At 63.2% G+C, this 15,158-nt stretch carries 15 protein-coding genes and 1 pseudogene; 8 read left to right on the top strand and 8 right to left on the bottom strand.

The features are described from left to right. Nucleotides 1–77 precede the first annotated feature (77 nt). Nucleotides 78–1,205: a DUF1120 domain-containing protein gene (locus LOY45_RS07110; protein WP_258578898.1), complete on the top strand. Its 1,128-nt coding sequence runs from the start codon at nucleotides 78–80 to the stop codon at nucleotides 1,203–1,205. 45 nt (nucleotides 1,206–1,250) lie between these two features. On the opposite strand, the gene LOY45_RS07105 is transcribed toward LOY45_RS07110, so the two are convergent. The 6 genes and pseudogenes from LOY45_RS07105 to LOY45_RS07080 all read right to left on the bottom strand — a co-directional run bounded on the left by LOY45_RS07105 (nucleotide 1,251) and on the right by LOY45_RS07080 (nucleotide 7,703). Further along, the gene (locus tag LOY45_RS07105; RefSeq protein ID WP_115088507.1) at nucleotides 1,251–2,672 is read right to left on the bottom strand and encodes an amino acid permease; all 1,422 of its coding nucleotides are present in this window, start codon (nucleotides 2,670–2,672) and stop codon (nucleotides 1,251–1,253) included. Between the two features lie 624 nt (nucleotides 2,673–3,296). Next, entirely contained in the window at nucleotides 3,297–4,424 is a 1,128-nt protein-coding gene (gene rluB, locus LOY45_RS07100) for a 23S rRNA pseudouridine(2605) synthase RluB (protein WP_115088153.1), read from the bottom strand. Nucleotides 4,425–4,577: 153 nt separating this feature from the next. Next, nucleotides 4,578–5,354: pseudogene (gene scpB, locus LOY45_RS07095) on the bottom strand (SMC-Scp complex subunit ScpB); the annotation flags it as partial. A 15-nt stretch (nucleotides 5,355–5,369) separates the two neighbouring features. After that, on the bottom strand, nucleotides 5,370–6,068 hold the full coding sequence (locus LOY45_RS07090; protein WP_166675712.1) for a segregation and condensation protein A: 699 nt from the start codon (nucleotides 6,066–6,068) through the stop codon (nucleotides 5,370–5,372). Between the two features lie 128 nt (nucleotides 6,069–6,196). Then, on the bottom strand, nucleotides 6,197–6,826 hold the full coding sequence (locus tag LOY45_RS07085; RefSeq protein ID WP_115088156.1) for an L-threonylcarbamoyladenylate synthase: 630 nt from the start codon (nucleotides 6,824–6,826) through the stop codon (nucleotides 6,197–6,199). 13 nt (nucleotides 6,827–6,839) lie between these two features. Next, on the bottom strand, nucleotides 6,840–7,703 hold the full coding sequence (locus LOY45_RS07080; protein ID WP_134063712.1) for a PHP domain-containing protein: 864 nt from the start codon (nucleotides 7,701–7,703) through the stop codon (nucleotides 6,840–6,842). Between the two features lie 66 nt (nucleotides 7,704–7,769). Between LOY45_RS07080 and LOY45_RS07075 the strand changes: the two genes are divergently transcribed. The 6 genes from LOY45_RS07075 (at nucleotide 7,770) to LOY45_RS07050 (ending at nucleotide 11,824) form a co-directional block, all read left to right on the top strand. Continuing rightward, nucleotides 7,770–8,378, top strand: a complete 609-nt coding sequence (locus LOY45_RS07075; protein ID WP_205125916.1) for a septation protein A — start codon at nucleotides 7,770–7,772, stop codon at nucleotides 8,376–8,378. A 1-nt stretch (nucleotide 8,379) separates the two neighbouring features. Next, entirely contained in the window at nucleotides 8,380–8,679 is a 300-nt protein-coding gene (locus LOY45_RS07070) for a YciI family protein (RefSeq protein WP_115088159.1), read from the top strand. A gap of 121 nt (nucleotides 8,680–8,800) precedes the next feature. Further along, a complete protein-coding gene (locus tag LOY45_RS07065; RefSeq protein WP_115088160.1) occupies nucleotides 8,801–9,205 on the top strand; it encodes an SH3 domain-containing protein in 405 nt (134 codons plus the stop codon). Between the two features lie 7 nt (nucleotides 9,206–9,212). Then, on the top strand, nucleotides 9,213–9,890 hold the full coding sequence (locus LOY45_RS07060) for a response regulator transcription factor (protein ID WP_258578897.1): 678 nt from the start codon (nucleotides 9,213–9,215) through the stop codon (nucleotides 9,888–9,890). A 119-nt stretch (nucleotides 9,891–10,009) separates the two neighbouring features. Further along, nucleotides 10,010–10,426, top strand: coding sequence for a Spy/CpxP family protein refolding chaperone (locus LOY45_RS07055; RefSeq protein ID WP_115088162.1), 417 nt, complete (start codon nucleotides 10,010–10,012; stop codon nucleotides 10,424–10,426). Between the two features lie 63 nt (nucleotides 10,427–10,489). Further along, nucleotides 10,490–11,824: a sensor histidine kinase gene (locus tag LOY45_RS07050; protein ID WP_258578896.1), complete on the top strand. Its 1,335-nt coding sequence runs from the start codon at nucleotides 10,490–10,492 to the stop codon at nucleotides 11,822–11,824. A 123-nt stretch (nucleotides 11,825–11,947) separates the two neighbouring features. On the opposite strand, the gene LOY45_RS07045 is transcribed toward LOY45_RS07050, so the two are convergent. Then, a complete protein-coding gene (locus tag LOY45_RS07045) occupies nucleotides 11,948–12,502 on the bottom strand; it encodes an NAD(P)H nitroreductase (RefSeq protein ID WP_134063716.1) in 555 nt (184 codons plus the stop codon). A gap of 100 nt (nucleotides 12,503–12,602) precedes the next feature. On the opposite strand from LOY45_RS07045, the gene LOY45_RS07040 reads away from it, so the two are divergent. Next, nucleotides 12,603–14,057, top strand: a complete 1,455-nt coding sequence (locus LOY45_RS07040) for a TrkH family potassium uptake protein (protein ID WP_115088165.1) — start codon at nucleotides 12,603–12,605, stop codon at nucleotides 14,055–14,057. Here LOY45_RS07040 and LOY45_RS07035 read toward each other — a convergent pair. Next, on the bottom strand, nucleotides 14,014–15,093 hold the full coding sequence (locus LOY45_RS07035; protein ID WP_134063718.1) for an AraC family transcriptional regulator: 1,080 nt from the start codon (nucleotides 15,091–15,093) through the stop codon (nucleotides 14,014–14,016). The genes LOY45_RS07040 and LOY45_RS07035 overlap by 44 nt on opposite strands. Nucleotides 15,094–15,158: the final 65 nt, after the last annotated feature.

The following is a 15,158-nucleotide window of genomic DNA, read 5'->3' as shown; positions in this document are numbered from 1 at the left end:
CGACGACATGACGCCAGACGGCAGCCACACGTTGTGTCGTCCTTCCACACACCGCTCTGGTGAGGACGCGTCAAATCATGAACACCCGGCAAAATTCCCAGCTTGTATTGCTTCTTCTCTTCAGCCTGCCGCTGACTGCCATTGCCGGCGAATGCCGACTGCACGTCACTCCGGCGCCGCTGGACTATGGCACCCTCGACCGAACCCGCCTGCAACCCGGCAGCCCGGGCCTGGCGCTACTGGAGAAAACCGCCCAATTGACCTTGAGCTGCAGCGAACCCACCGACCTGAGCCTGTTCTACACAGCCAATGCCCTGGATACCGAGCGCTTCGAACTGGCCGCTGGCGGTCACTACCGAATGCGTGCCGAGGATGCCTTTGTCGACGGCGAGCGAGTCGACCTGGCCCGGATCGAGCAGGCCGGCGCGCTACCGGGCCCGGCCAGTGGCTCGCTGGGCTGGCAACCGCGTAGTGGCATTGTCCCCGTCCGCGCCGGCAAGGCGGTGCAAGGCCGCAGCCTGAGCCTGAACCTGGTATTCGAAGCCGAACTGTCCGCCAAGGCCTTTGAAGTGCGCGAGTCGACCGCGTTCCGTACAACCGGGCAGTTCGTTGCTCCGCTACCCGGCAGCCATGCAGAACTTGCCTTGCAATGGCAGATCCAGCCAGCGGCCTGCACGCCGATGCTGTCCCAGGGCGGGGTGGTGAATTACGGCAAGATCAGCATGCAGACCCTGAACAGCGACAAACGCACGCGTCTGCCCACGCGCCAGCTGAACCTGTCGATCCAGTGCGACAGCCCGGCGCGCTATGCCCTGCTGATGCAGGACAACCGCGATGGCAGCGCCGTGGTCGACTCCCTTAACTTCTATGGTTTGGGCCGTGATGCCAGCGAGAACAAGATCGGCCTGTACGAGGTGCAGATCGACCCGCTGCACATCAGCGCCGACCAGTTGCCGGCGGTGTACATCACCCAGTCGACCCGCGGCACGGGCTGGAGCACCGCGGGCAGTACCAGCAAACCGCTGACCACCACCACCCTGCTCGGCTTCAACGATGTCGAGAACAACATTAGCGGCCCGATCGCCATCCGCCACCTGAGCACGCCGATCAACATCATGCCGGTGATCGCTGCCACCGACGAGCTGGACAACCGCCAGGACATCCACCTCGACGGCTCGGCCACGATCGAGATCATCTACCTGTAAACAAAAACGCCCCGCAGAGCGGGGCGTTTTTTTCAACCGGGTGAATCAGCGTTTAAGCGATGCCGGGGTTGCCGCGGCCGCCGCTTTGCTGCGGTTGGTTTTCAGGCTGTAGCACACGCCCATCACCAGCAGCCAGACCGGAATCGCATAGACCGAAATCTGGATGCCCGGGATCTGCAGCATGATGCCCAGGATCAGCACCACGAAGGCCAGGCAGATGTAGTTGCCATAGGGGTACCACAGGGCCTTGAACAGTGGGGTCTGGCCGGTCTTGTTCAGGTGCTGGCGGAACTTCAGGTGCGAGTAGCTGATCATTGCCCAGTTGATCACCAGGGCGGCAACCACCAGCGACATCAGCAGTTCCAGCGCATGCTGCGGGATGAAGTAGTTGAGCAGCACCGCAACCAGGGTCACCGCAGCCGAAGCCATGATCGAACGCACCGGCACGCCGCGCTTGTCGATCTTCGCCAGGCCCGCCGGGGCATCGCCCTGCTCGGCCATGCCGTAGAGCATGCGCGCGTTGCAATAGGTACCGCTGTTGTACACCGACAGCGCCGCGGTCAGGACCACGAAGTTGAGGATGTGTGCGGCAACATCACTGCCCAGCAGCGAGAAAACCTGCACGAACGGGCTGGCGCCATAGGTACCACCGGCCGCATCGAGGCTGGTGACCAGGCTGTCCCATGGGGTCAGCGACAGCAGCACCACCAGGGCACCGATGTAGAAAATCAGGATGCGGTAGATCACCTGATTGATCGCTTTGGGGATCACGGTCTTCGGCTTTTCGGCTTCGGCTGCGGTGAAACCGAGCATTTCCAGGCCGCCGAAAGAGAACATGATGATCGCCAGGGCCATCACCAGGCCGCTGACGCCATTGGGGAAGAAGCCGCCGTGTTCCCACAGGTTGCTCACCGAAGCCTGCGGGCCGCCGCTACCGCTGGCCAGCATCCAGCTGCCCAGGGCGATCATGCCGACGATGGCCAGGACCTTGATGATCGCGAACCAGAACTCGGCCTCGCCGAACACTTTGACGTTGGCCAGGTTGATCGCGTTGATCAGGATGAAGAAGGCAGCCGCCGAGGCCCAGGTCGGGATCTCCGGCCACCAGTAGTGCACGTACTTGCCGACCGCGGTGAGTTCCGACATACCCACCAGGATGTACAGCATCCAGCAGTTCCAGCCCGACAGGAAGCCAGCGAAACCGCCCCAGTATTTGTGCGCGAAGTGACTGAAGGAACCGGCCACCGGCTCTTCGACGATCATCTCGCCGAGCTGGCGCATGATCATGAAGGCGATGAAGCCACAGATCGCATAGCCGAGGATCATCGACGGGCCCGCCGACTTCATCACCCCGGCCGAACCCAGGAACAGCCCGGTACCGATTGCACCGCCCAGGGCGATCAACTGGATATGGCGATTTTTCAGGCCGCGTTTCAGCTCGCCTGAATGTGTGTTTTGTCCACTCATGAACGAAGTCACCTGCTTGTTTTTATCTGTGACGGAATCGGACCCACCGCGCTCGTGGCGCAGCGGAATTAACAAGGTGATTACCTTGAAGATCTTGGACAACTGCTGCCCATCCAGGGCAAAAGCCGTGGGCGAATCAGCCGGGTGTCAGCAAGAGTGCGCGGTACGCATTGGGGTCACAGTTAAAACGCGGCGCATTGTATACCCCTACAGACGCGCAGGGGTCAACACGTTGCGTAACTGTCTGACGACAAAACGCACCGGTCCTGAGGAAGGGTTCTAGCCTGGGGGGGTAATTGGCGTACATGGCGCCTCCATTTGTTCTTATTGAATGCCCGGCTCTCCGGCCCGGCTTTGCACACGGCAATGGCGCCTATCTCACCGTTCCCAGGGCTTGCGAACAAGCCGTTGACGGGCACGTAAAGCGCCCTGGCCCGGGCGTTCCGGCAAGTTCTGTTTACAGCGGGGAAGATCTGCACCGAAGGCCCGCTTATCGGCCAGTATTTGTAACGATTTATTTACAAGGTGGTTTAAAAACTTGCCACACCTTACGGAAGTGTCTGTAAGACAAGGAAATTCGGGCAAAAAAAGCCAACCCGAAGGTTGGCTCCTACCCCACCCGACTTACGGGCGCGGCTTGTTGCGGGTGCTGCCCGGACGCTTGGGCGCCGGCTTGCCGCGCTTGTTCATGTCGCTCGGGCGCTCGGCCACGGTGCTGCCACGGCCGCTGTCCTTGCGTGGGGCCTCGCCACGCGGTTGACGGGCTGGACGCTCGTCGCCACGCGGCTGACGAACCGGACGCTCGGCTTCACCCCGGGGCTGGCGCGCAGGGCGCTCGCCGGTAGCAGCGCCATCCTGAGCCGGACGCAGGTTACGCACGCGCTCACCACGGCCCAAAGGACGGGTGGACTTGCGCTGCAGGCGCTCGAGCTTGTCCTTGCTCTTGTGGTTCAGTGCCGGCATGGCCACCGGGGTCAGGCCCACTTCGGCGGCGAGGATGTCGACTTCCTGCTGGCTCATTTCGCGCCAGCGGCCCATCGGCAGGTCGGAGTTGAGGAACACCGGACCGAAACGCACGCGCTTCAGGCGGCTGACCACCAGGCCCTGGGATTCCCACAGGCGGCGTACTTCACGGTTGCGGCCTTCCATCACCACGCAGTGGTACCAATGGTTGAAGCCTTCACCGCCAGGGGCTTCCTGGATATCGGTGAAACGCGCCGGGCCGTCTTCGAGCACGACACCGGCCTTGAGGCGGGCAATCATGTCTTCGTCGACTTCACCACGCACGCGCACCGCGTACTCACGGTCCATTTCGTAGGACGGGTGCATCAGGCGGTTGGCCAGCTCACCGTCGGTGGTGAACATCAGCAGGCCGGTGGTGTTGATGTCGAGGCGGCCGATATTGATCCAGCGGCCTTCTTTCGGCCGTGGCAGGCGGTCGAACACGGTCGGACGGCCTTCCGGGTCGTCACGGGTGCAGATCTCGCCGTCGGGCTTGTTGTACATGATCACCCGGCGCACGGTTTCAGCGGCTTCTTCGCGCTTGATCACGCGGCCGTCGACCGAGATCGCATCGTGCAGGTCGACACGCTGGCCAAGGCTGGCATTGACGCCATTGACCTTGATCCGGCCCTGGCTGATCCAGGCCTCGACGTCACGGCGCGAACCCACACCGATACGGGCGAGAACTTTTTGCAGTTTCTCGCCTGATGGCGGCAATGGCTGGGTTTCTTGCAGGTCTTTTTCACTCATGCTGGGCACCTCCCGGTGTATTTACAAAAATCTGGTATGGCGGACAAGCGCCAAAAAGGGTCGCGAATCATACGCTGATCGCGGCGTGAACGCACCTGAGACTAGCCGAAATTGTAAAAGTTGCCGGCGCTTCGCGCCCAGCGGCTGAAGTTACTCGCGCGGCATTTGCGGTTCGGTTTCCAGTGGTTCGGCGTCAAGGTCGGCAGGCGCCTCGTCGATCAGGTCATCGAAATCGGTCTTCAGCCCTTCTTCCATGGCGTCCAGCTCGGTCAGCAAGCTGCGGAAGCTGGTTTCTTCCTGGGGCTCTTCCGGCTCGGCGCTGGCATCGGCCAGGGCCTGCAAATGCGCCGGCACCGGCGCGTCGTCCAGCGCCAGTAGCGGTTCGGGCTCCGGCTCCATCTCGCGCAGTTCGGCCAGTGGCGGCAGTTCGTCGAGATTCTTCAGGTTGAAGTGGTCGAGAAAAGCCTTGGTGGTAGCGAACATTGCCGGTTTGCCGGGCACTTCACGGTAACCGACGATACGAATCCACTCGCGCTCGAGCAGGGTCTTGATGATGTTGGTGTTGACCGCCACACCGCGCACATCTTCGATCTCGCCGCGGGTGATGGGCTGGCGGTAGGCGATCAGCGCCATGGTCTCCAGCAGTGCCCGGGAGTAGCGCTGCGGGCGCTCTTCCCACAGCCGGCCGACCCAGGGCGCGTAGTCCTCGCGAATCTGCAAACGGAAACCCGAGGCCACTTCCTTGAGCTCGAAGGCGCGGCCGGTGCAGGACTTGCGCAGCACCTCCAGAGCCTTCTTGAACACCGCAGGCTCCGGGCGCTCGGCTTCCTCGAACAGCTCGTACAGGCGCTCGAGGGATTGCGGTTTGCCCGAGGCCAGCAAAAAAGCCTCGAGCAGGGGCGCCAGGTCGCGCGGTTCATTCAGGTTCATGGGCTTGCTCAGTTGTTACTCGGCGCGGGCGCGGACATGGATCGGCGCAAAAGGCTCATTTTGCACCAGTTCGATCAAGGATTCCTTGACCAGTTCGAGAATCGCCATGAAAGTCACCACCACCCCGAGCTTGCCTTCCTCGGCCGTGAACAGTTCGACGAAGGGCACGAAGCCGCCCCCCTTGAGGCGCTCGAGCACTTCGCTCATGCGTTCGCGGGTCGACAGCGCCTCACGGCTGACCTGGTGGCTTTCGAACAGATCACCGCGGCGCAGTACTTCGGCCATCGACACCAGCAGCTCTTCCAGGCTGACCTCGGGCACCAGCTTGCGCGCCTTCGCCTGCGGCGCGTCCAGGCGCGGCACGATCACCTCGCGGCCGACCCGGCTGAGACCATCGATGCCTTCGGCGGCAGCTTTGAAGCGTTCGTATTCCTGCAGACGGCGAATCAGCTCGGCGCGCGGGTCGGCTTCCTCTTCCTCGACCTCGACGGAGCGCGGCAGCAGCATCCGCGACTTGATCTCGGCAAGCATCGCCGCCATCACCAGGTACTCGGCGGCCAGTTCCAGACGCACGGTCTTCATCAGTTCGACGTAGCCCATGTACTGGCGGGTGATTTCCGCTACCGGGATGTCGAGGATATCGACGTTCTGCTTGCGGATCAGGTACAGCAGCAGGTCCAGCGGGCCTTCGAAAGCCTCGAGGAACACTTCCAGGGCATCCGGCGGAATGTACAGGTCCACCGGCATCTCGGTCATGGCTTCGCCATACACCAGTACCAGCGGCAGTTCCTGCTGGGCGCCTGCTTGCGGGTCGATGCTCGGTTCGGTGGTGGTGGCCTGGCTCACGCTTCGACCATGAACGGCGCAGGGTCGCCGCAACCGACGCGGATCACTTCCGGTTCATCGCCGGCCAGGTTGATCACGGTCGAGGCCTTGAGGTCACCAAAGCCGCCATCGATGATCAGGTCGACGTGATGTTCCAGGGCCTGGCGGATCTCGTAGGGGTCGGTCATCGGCTCGTCTTCGCCGGGCATGATCAGGCTGACGCTCATCAGCGGCTCGCCGAGTTCTTCGAGCAGGGCCAGGGCAATCGGGTTGGACGGCACGCGCAGGCCGATGGTGCGGCGCTTTTCGTGCAGCAGCAGGCGCGGCACTTCGCGGGTGGCGTTGAGGATGAAGGTATACGGCCCTGGCACATGGGCCTTGAGCAGGCGGAAGGTAGCCGTGTCGATCTTGGCGAACAGGCCCATCTGCGACAGGTCGCAACAGATCAGGGTGAAGTTGTGGTTCTTGTCCAGCTGGCGCAGGCGGCGAACCCGTTCAATGGCGTTCTTGTCGCCGATCTGGCAACCCATGGCGTAGGAGGAGTCTGTTGGATAGACCACCACGCCGCCCTTGCGAATGATTTCGACGGCCTGTTTGATCAGGCGCGGTTGCGGGTTTTCCGCATGAATCTGGAAAAACTGACTCACGTTCTCTTCCTGTTCAGACTGCCGCGATAGGCTGCTCATGTTTGAATCGGCGCCACAGTGGTGGCAGGTCCTCTGGCAATGGCCGGTAGACACCGATCTCGCCCCAGGTGCCAGGGCCATGGAAATCACTGCCGGCACTGGCCAGCAGACCGAATTCACGGGCCAGGATCGACAGGGTGCCTACCTGTTCAGCCGGCATCATGCCGTTGACCACTTCCAGTGCCTGCCCGCCTGCTTGAATATAGTCGGCAATCAGCCGGCGGCGCTTGCTGCGGGTTAAATCGTAGTGCATCGGGTGGGCCAGGCTGACCCAGGCATCGGACTGGCGCAGGGTCTCGACGGTCTCTTCCAGCGTCGGCCAGTGCAGTTTCACATCACCCAGCTTGCCGGCCCCCAGCCACTTGCGAAACGCCTCGGCGCGGTCTTTTACGTAGCCTGCGCGCACCAGGTACTCGGCAAAATGCGGGCGCGCCGGGGCATTGCCGCTGTCGCCCAACTCCTGCTGAATGGCCCGGGCGCCGTCGAGCGCACCTTTCATGCCTTTGAGCGCCAACCGTCGGTCGATTTCTTCCGAGCGCAGCCAGCGGCCACGGTGCAGCGACTCGACGGCGGCCTGTAAAGGCGTGGCGTCGAGGGGGAAGTTGTAACCCAGTATGTGGATGGTCGCCCCGCCCCAGGTGCACGACAGCTCGATGCCGCTGACCCACTGCATGTCCAGGGCCTGGGTCGCAGCGCGGGCTTCGAGCTGGCCTTCGAGGGTGTCGTGGTCGGTCAGCGAGAGCATCCGCACGCCGTGCTCATGGGCCCGGGCGACCAGGACCGTTGGCGACAAGGCGCCGTCGGAGGCCGTACTGTGGCAGTGCAGATCAACATTCATAGGTGGCGCTTTCGCTGTCATTGATGTTTGTTATTATGCCGTCACATCCTGCTTCTGGCTGCCACTGTGAAACAATTCATCGATTTCATCCCGCTGCTCCTGTTCTTCATCGTCTACAAGCTCGAACCGCGCGCTGTTGAATTCGCCGGGCACAACTTCGAGCTCGGTGGCATCTACAGCGCCACGGCGATGCTGATCATCAGCTCGCTGGTGGTCTACGGCGCCCTGTTCCTTCGTCAGCGCAAGCTGGAGAAAGGCCAGTGGCTGACCCTGGTCGCCTGCCTGGTGTTCGGTGGCCTGACCCTGGCCTTCCACAGTGAAACCTTCCTCAAATGGAAGGCGCCGGTGGTCAACTGGCTGTTCGCCCTGGCCTTCACCGGCAGCCACTTCATCGGTGACCGGGTGCTGATCAAGCGCATCATGGGTCACGCCCTGGCCCTGCCGGAGCCAGTATGGACGCGCCTGAACATCGCCTGGATCGGCTTTTTCCTGTTCTGCGGCGCGGCCAACCTGTTCGTCGCCTTCACCTTCCAGAGCATCTGGGTCGACTTCAAGGTATTCGGCAGCCTGGGCATGACCGTGCTGTTCCTGGTGGCCCAGGGCGTCTACCTGTCCCGTCACCTGCACGACAGCGACCCCACCACCCCGCCTTCCACTCCCAAGCACGAGGAATGACATGCTTTACGCCATCATTGCCACAGACGTAGCCGATTCGCTGGAAAAACGCCTGGCCGCACGCCCGGCGCATATCGAGCGCCTGCTGCAGCTCAAGGAACAAGGCCGCGTGGTCCTGGCCGGCCCGCACCCGGCCATCGACAGCAACGACCCGGGCGCCGCAGGCTTTAGCGGCAGCCTGATCGTCGCCGAATTCGATTCGCTCAGCGCCGCCCAGGCCTGGGCCGACGCCGACCCGTATATTGCCGCCGGCGTCTACGCCAACGTCATCGTCAAGCCGTTCAAGCAAGTCCTGCCGTAATGCCCAAGGGCGGTGGCCGAGCCGGCGCACCGCCCTTTGCAGCTTTCTCTTCGCAATTGCTCATTATTCTCGCCCGATGGCCGACAACCTCCTGAACCATCCAATGGAATCAGGAGTTCCGATGCGTCAAGGTCCGTTGTCCCTGCTGCTGTGCCTGTTGCTGCTGACCCCATTGGCCCAGGCCGAAGAGCCCGCCAGCTCCAGCACCCCGCTGTCGCTCAGTGCCGGCAGCCAGATCACCGAGCTGCAACAGCGCCTGAAGGAAAGCGAGCGCCTGCGTGAAACCCTGGTCCAGCAACTGCACAACGCCGACAGCGAACGCGAAAGCGCTCAGCTCACCCGCCTGCGCCAGGAAAACCAGCGCCTGAAACTGGCGCTCAAGGAATTGCAGGCCAGCGCTGCGCCGAAACTCATCACCGACCAGCAACAATGGTTTTTGATTGGTGGCGCAGTTGCCCTGTTTGCGGCACTCTGCGGTATCTTTGCCAGTGGCGGACACAGAAAGCGTCGGCAATGGTTGAATTGAGTGAGTCATGAGCGAGCTGTTACTGATTGATGATGACCAGGAACTCTGCGAGCTGCTCGGCAGCTGGCTGACCCAGGAAGGTTTCGTGGTACGTGCCTGCCACGATGGTCATAGCGCCCGTAAAGCGCTGGCCGAACAGGCGCCGGCCGCTGTCGTGCTGGACGTGATGCTGCCCGATGGCAGCGGCCTGGAGCTGCTCAAGCAACTGCGCAGCGAACACGCCGAAATGCCAGTGCTGATGCTTTCGGCCCGTGGCGAGCCGCTGGACCGGATTCTCGGCCTGGAGCTGGGCGCTGACGATTACCTGGCCAAACCCTGCGATCCGCGCGAACTCACCGCCCGCCTGCGCGCCGTGCTGCGCCGCAGCCACCCCAATGCGACGCCCAGCCAGGTGGAAATCGGCGACCTGTGCTTCAGCCCGGCCCGTGGCGTGGTCAGCATCGACGAGCACGAACTGACCCTGACCCTCTCCGAAAGCCGCATCCTCGAAGCGCTGCTGCGCCAGCCCGGCGAGCCGCTGGACAAGCAGGAACTGGCGCAGCTCGCCCTGGGCCGCAAGCTGACCCTGTACGACCGCAGCCTGGACATGCATGTCAGCAACCTGCGCAAGAAAATCGGCCCGCACGCCGATGGCCGCCCGCGCATCGTCGCCCTGCGCAGCCGCGGTTACTACTACAGCCTGTAATGTCAGCGCGGCGCGCCGGCATCTTTACCCAAGCTTTACCCTTGCCTGACCGCCGCTGACCTTGATCTCCCTAGACTGGGCACATCCGGTAACGACCGGCCTCAGAAAGGAGAGTCACCATGCGCAAGACCCTTATCGCCCTGATGTTCGCTGCCGCCCTGCCCACCGTCGCCATGGCCATGCCAGATGCCGGCGGCCCGCGTCACGGCGAGCACCACCGCGGTGGAGCGCCTTTCGCCCAGCTGGACCTGAGCCGTGAACAGCGCCAGCAGATCGGCACGCTGATGGGCGAGCAGATGAAAAGCCGCCACGAAATCACCCAGCGCTACCTGGAAAAGCTCCCGGCCGCTGACCAGAAGGCTCTGAAAGACGAGCTCAAAGCCAAGAAAGACAAAACCCAGGCCGAAATTCGCGCCCTGCTCAAACCTGAACAGCAAAAGCAGTTTGACGAGATGACGAAGAAGCAGGACGAGCGCCGCGCCGAATGGGCCGAGTTCAAAGCCTGGAAAGCTGAAAAAGCCAACAAGGCCCAGTAAGCTGTCAGCCACCCGCCCGGCCTGCCCCAGCAGGCCGGGCTTTTTCCGTTAGAGGTGCCTCTTTTGCGTTCATTGTTCTGGCGCGTCCTGGCCAGTTTCTGGCTGGCCATCGCCCTGGTTGCCGGGCTGTCGATCCTGCTCGGCCACATGTTGAACCAGGACGCCTGGATTCTCAGCCGCCACCCGGGCCTCAACACCCTGGCCAAGAACTGGACCCAGCGCTATGAGCAGCAAGGGCCGGAATATGCCCAGCACTACCTGGAACACCGCAAGCGCCGCTACAACATCGATGTGCAGGTGCTCAACGACAGTGGCGATGCGGTGGTTCCCGGCACCTTCCCACGCCGCGCCGCCGCCTTCGAGGCGCGCCGCCACAATGATGACCGGCGCCTGCCATGGCGACGGCTGACCGAGGAATACACCAGCCCCGACAGCGGTGAGACCTACCTGCTGATCTATCGCATCCCGCACCCGGAACTGGACGCCTGGCACCGTGACAGCTTGCTCTGGCCGTTGAGTGCCTTGGGGATCGCCCTAGTGGTGCTGACCCTGTTCAGCCTGTTGGTGACGCTGTCGATCACCCGCCCGCTGAGCCGCCTGCGCGGCGCTGTGCATGACCTGGGGCAGACCACCTACCAGCAGAACAGCCTGGCGCGCCTGGCCAACCGCCGTGACGAGTTCGGCGTGCTGGCCAACGATTTCAACCGCATGGGTGCACGGCTGCAGAGCCTGATCGGCAGCCAGCGCCAGCTGTTACGCGACGTTTCCCACGAACTGCGCTCGCCCCTTGCGCGCCTGCGCATCGCCCTGGCCCTGGCTGAACGTGCCGAACCCGAGCAGCGCCAGGCCCTGTGGCCACGCCTTACCCGTGAATGCGACCGCCTGGAAGCGCTGATCAGCGAGATTCTGGTGCTGGCGCGGGTCGATGCCGATCAGGCGCGGGCCGAGCCGGTGGACCTCGATGCGCTATTGGCCTCCGTGCACAAGGACGCGCAATTGGGTGCGCCGGAGCAGGACATCCAGCTGCAGCATGAAACCGGGCTCAACCTGCAAGGCTGGCCGACGCTACTGGAACGGGCGCTGGATAACCTGTTGCGCAACGCCGTGCGTTTCAATCCGGTTGGGCAACCGATTGAAATTACCGGGGTACGGGATAACGACAAGATAGTGCTGAGCGTGCGTGACCACGGGCCGGGAGTGGCCGCGGAGCACTTGGCGCAACTGGGTGAGCCGTTCTACCGTGCGCCCGGGCAAAGCGCCGCCGGCCACGGCCTGGGCCTGGCGATTGCGCGCAAGGCGGCGGAGCGCCACGGCGGCAACCTGAGCCTGGGCAATCACCCGGAAGGCGGGTTTGTGGCCAGGCTGGAATTGCCGCTAGTCGGGCCGGGCAAGGCTTGAGAATGCCGGGGCTGCTGCGCAGCCCATCGCTGGCAAAGCCAGCTCCCACAGGTCCGGTGCACACAGGTCCACTGTGGAAGCCGGCCTTGCCGGCGGTAGGGGCGGCACAGCCCCTGCAAAAACTTACCCCCAGGCACTGACGAAGTCAGCCGTCGCCAGCACTGGCGCCGTGCGCGGCTCATGCTGCGGGGTACCCAGGTACAGGAAGGCGATGATCTCTTCGTTATCCGCCAGCCCCAGCCCCTTGGCCACATGCTTGCTGTACGACAGCTCACCGGTGCGCCACACCGCGCCGATGCCCTGGGCATGGGCGGCCAGCAGAATACCGTGGGCGGCACAACCGGCCGCCAGACGCTGCTCGGATGCCGGCACCTTGAAATGATCCTGCAGGCGCGCTACCACAACCACCAGCAACGGCGCCCGCAATGGCATGGCCCGGGCCTTGTCCAGCGCCGCCTCACTTGCCTCACCGCTGAGCTTTACCGCTTCGGCGAGCAGTTCGCCAAGCTTCGTCCGCGCCTCGCCTTCTACCGTCAAAAAGCGCCAGGGCCGCAACTGGCCGTGGTCCGGCGCCCGCAGCGCGGCCTGGAACAGCGCCTCGCGTTGTGCGGCATTGGGTGCCGGCTCCATCAGGCGTGGGACCGAAACACGGTTGAGCAATGCGTCGAGAGCCTCCATTGGCTACCCCTTGTGAATAAATGTCGGGCTATTCTAGCGTTTACTTAAAGGGGGCCATAGGTAGAATGGCGCCCTTCCGTTTCGAGTCAGAGCAGATCACATGGCGTTGCCGACCTTAAGGATCATTGGTTTCATCATCGGCATCTTCCTGATCACCCTGGCGATCAGCATGGTTGTGCCCATGGCCACCCTGGTGATCTTCGACCGCACGGGCGATCTGCCGTCGTTTCTCTGGGCCAGCATGATCACCTTTATTGCAGGCCTTGCCCTGGTCATTCAGGGCCGCCCCGAGCATGTGCACCTGCGCCCGCGCGACATGTACCTGCTGACGGTCAGCAGCTGGCTGGTGGTGTGCATTTTCGCCGCCCTGCCGTTTTTGCTGACCCAGCACATCAGCTACACCGACGCCTTTTTCGAAAGCATGTCCGGCATCACCGCCACCGGCGCCACCGTGCTTAGCGGCCTGGACAACATGTCACCGGGCATCCTGATGTGGCGCTCGCTGCTGCACTGGCTCGGCGGTATCGGCTTTATCGCCATGGCCGTGGCGATCCTGCCGCTGCTGCGTATCGGTGGCATGCGCCTGTTCCAGACCGAATCCTCGGACCGCTCGGAAAAGGTCATGCCGCGCTCGCACATGGTCGCCAAATCGATCGTGCTGGTGTACATCGGCATCACCACCCTGGGCGCCCTGGCCTTCTGGCTGGCCGGCATGAACCCCTTCGATGCGATCAACCACGCCATGTCGGCGATCTCCACCGGCGGTTTCTCCACCTCCGACCAGTCCCTGGCCAAGTGGGACATGCCGGCGGTGCACTGGGTCGCGGTGGTGGTGATGATTCTCGGCAGTATGCCGTTCGCCCTGTACGTGGCGACCATTCGTGGCAATCGCAAGGCATTGATCAAGGATCAGCAGGTTCAGGGTTTGCTGGCAATGCTGGTAGCGACCTGGCTGGTACTGGGCACCTGGTATTGGGCCACCACCAACCTGCACTGGCTCGACGCCCTGCGTCACGTGGCCCTGAACGTGACCTCGGTGGTCACCACCACTGGCTTTGCCCTGGGCGACTACAGCCTGTGGGGCAATTTCTCGCTGATGCTGTTCTTTTACCTGGGCTTCGTTGGCGGTTGTTCGGGCTCGACCGCCGGCGGCATCAAGATCTTCCGCTTCCAGGTCGCCTACATCCTGCTCAAGGCCAACTTGAATCAGCTGATCCACCCACGGGCGGTGATCAAGCAGAAATACAACGGCCACCGTCTCGATGAAGAGATCGTGCGTTCGATCCTGACCTTCTCGTTCTTCTTCGCCATCACCATCTGTGTCATCGCCCTGGCCCTGTCGCTGCTGGGTGTGGACTGGATGACCGCGCTGACCGGCGCCGCCAGTACCGTGTCCGGAGTGGGCCCGGGGCTGGGCGAAACCATCGGCCCGGCCGGCAACTTCGCCACCCTGCCGGATGCGGCGAAGTGGATCCTGGCGTTCGGCATGCTGCTCGGCCGTCTGGAGATCATTACGGTGCTGGTGCTGTGTATGCCTGCGTTCTGGCGTCACTGACCGACTCGTTCTCTACCGGGGCCGCCGCGGCCCCGCTCAAACGCGCCCGGTACTCGCCCGGGGTGATATCGAACCAGCGGCGAAACGCCCTGAAGAAGTTGCTCGGGTCGGCGAACCCCAGAAGATAGGCGGCTTCCAGCAGGGTCATGCTGGCTTGCGCCAGGTACTGCTCGGCAAGCTCGCGGCGGGTATCGTCCAACAGCGTCTGAAAGCTCGTGCCTTCTTCCTGCAATCGCCGCTGCAAGGTGCGCTGGGACAGGTGCAAGGCCTGGGCGATGGTTTCGCGCTTGGGCTCGCCCTGGGGCAAGACCCGGCACAGCACCTGGCGTGCGCGGTGGGTGACCCGGCTTTCCGAGAAGCGCGCCAGGTATTCGCCGGCAAAACGGTCGTGCAGCACAGCCATGGCTTCGTTGGCAGTCGGCAGCGGTGCCTCCATGTCGGCACGTTCGAACACCAGCGCATCGTAGGGCGCGCTGAATACCAGCGGGGCATGGAATGCCGTCTTGTAAGGGGTCAGGTCCCTGGGCTGCGGGCCCTGGATCAGCACCCGCCGCGGCTGTATCACCCGCCCGCTGAGCCAGCTGCACAGCGACAGGGCGCAGGCCAGCGAGGCTTCGGCGCTGTGTCGGGTGGGCGGCAGGTGATCGCCATGAACGGTAAGAACCAGCGCATAGCCGTCGGGCTCCAGACGGAAACTAAGGTCGGAGCTTTCGGCGATGATCCGCTGATAACGCACCAGCCGCTCGAAACCCTCGGCCAGGGTGCGGCTCGACATCAACGCATAGCCGACCACATGAAAGGAAGCCGGGCGCACCACCCGCGCCATGTTCAGGCCGATCGCCTGGTTGCCGGAGAGCTCGACCGCCAATTGCCAGAGGCGGGTCATCGAATCCTGGGTAAAACGTGCGTCGGGGTCATCGAGCGCGGCGAAATCCAGGCCGAGCTGCTTGAACATGGCACGGCAATCGAGCCCTTCCAGTTCGAGTGCCTTGACGATCCCTGATGCCCAGCTTGCTGAAGTGGTTCTTTCGCTCATGGCTGGCTTCTTTTCTTACCGACAAGCCGCTCCTGCGGCGAACTCAAAGGATACTCAATTGGCGC

The sequence above is a fragment of the Pseudomonas wadenswilerensis genome, from assembly GCF_024749185.1.
GTDB lineage: Bacteria > Pseudomonadota > Gammaproteobacteria > Pseudomonadales > Pseudomonadaceae > Aquipseudomonas > Aquipseudomonas wadenswilerensis.
The sequence above is the reverse complement of the archived record's forward strand: the minus strand, read 5'-3'. Positions and strand labels throughout refer to the sequence as shown.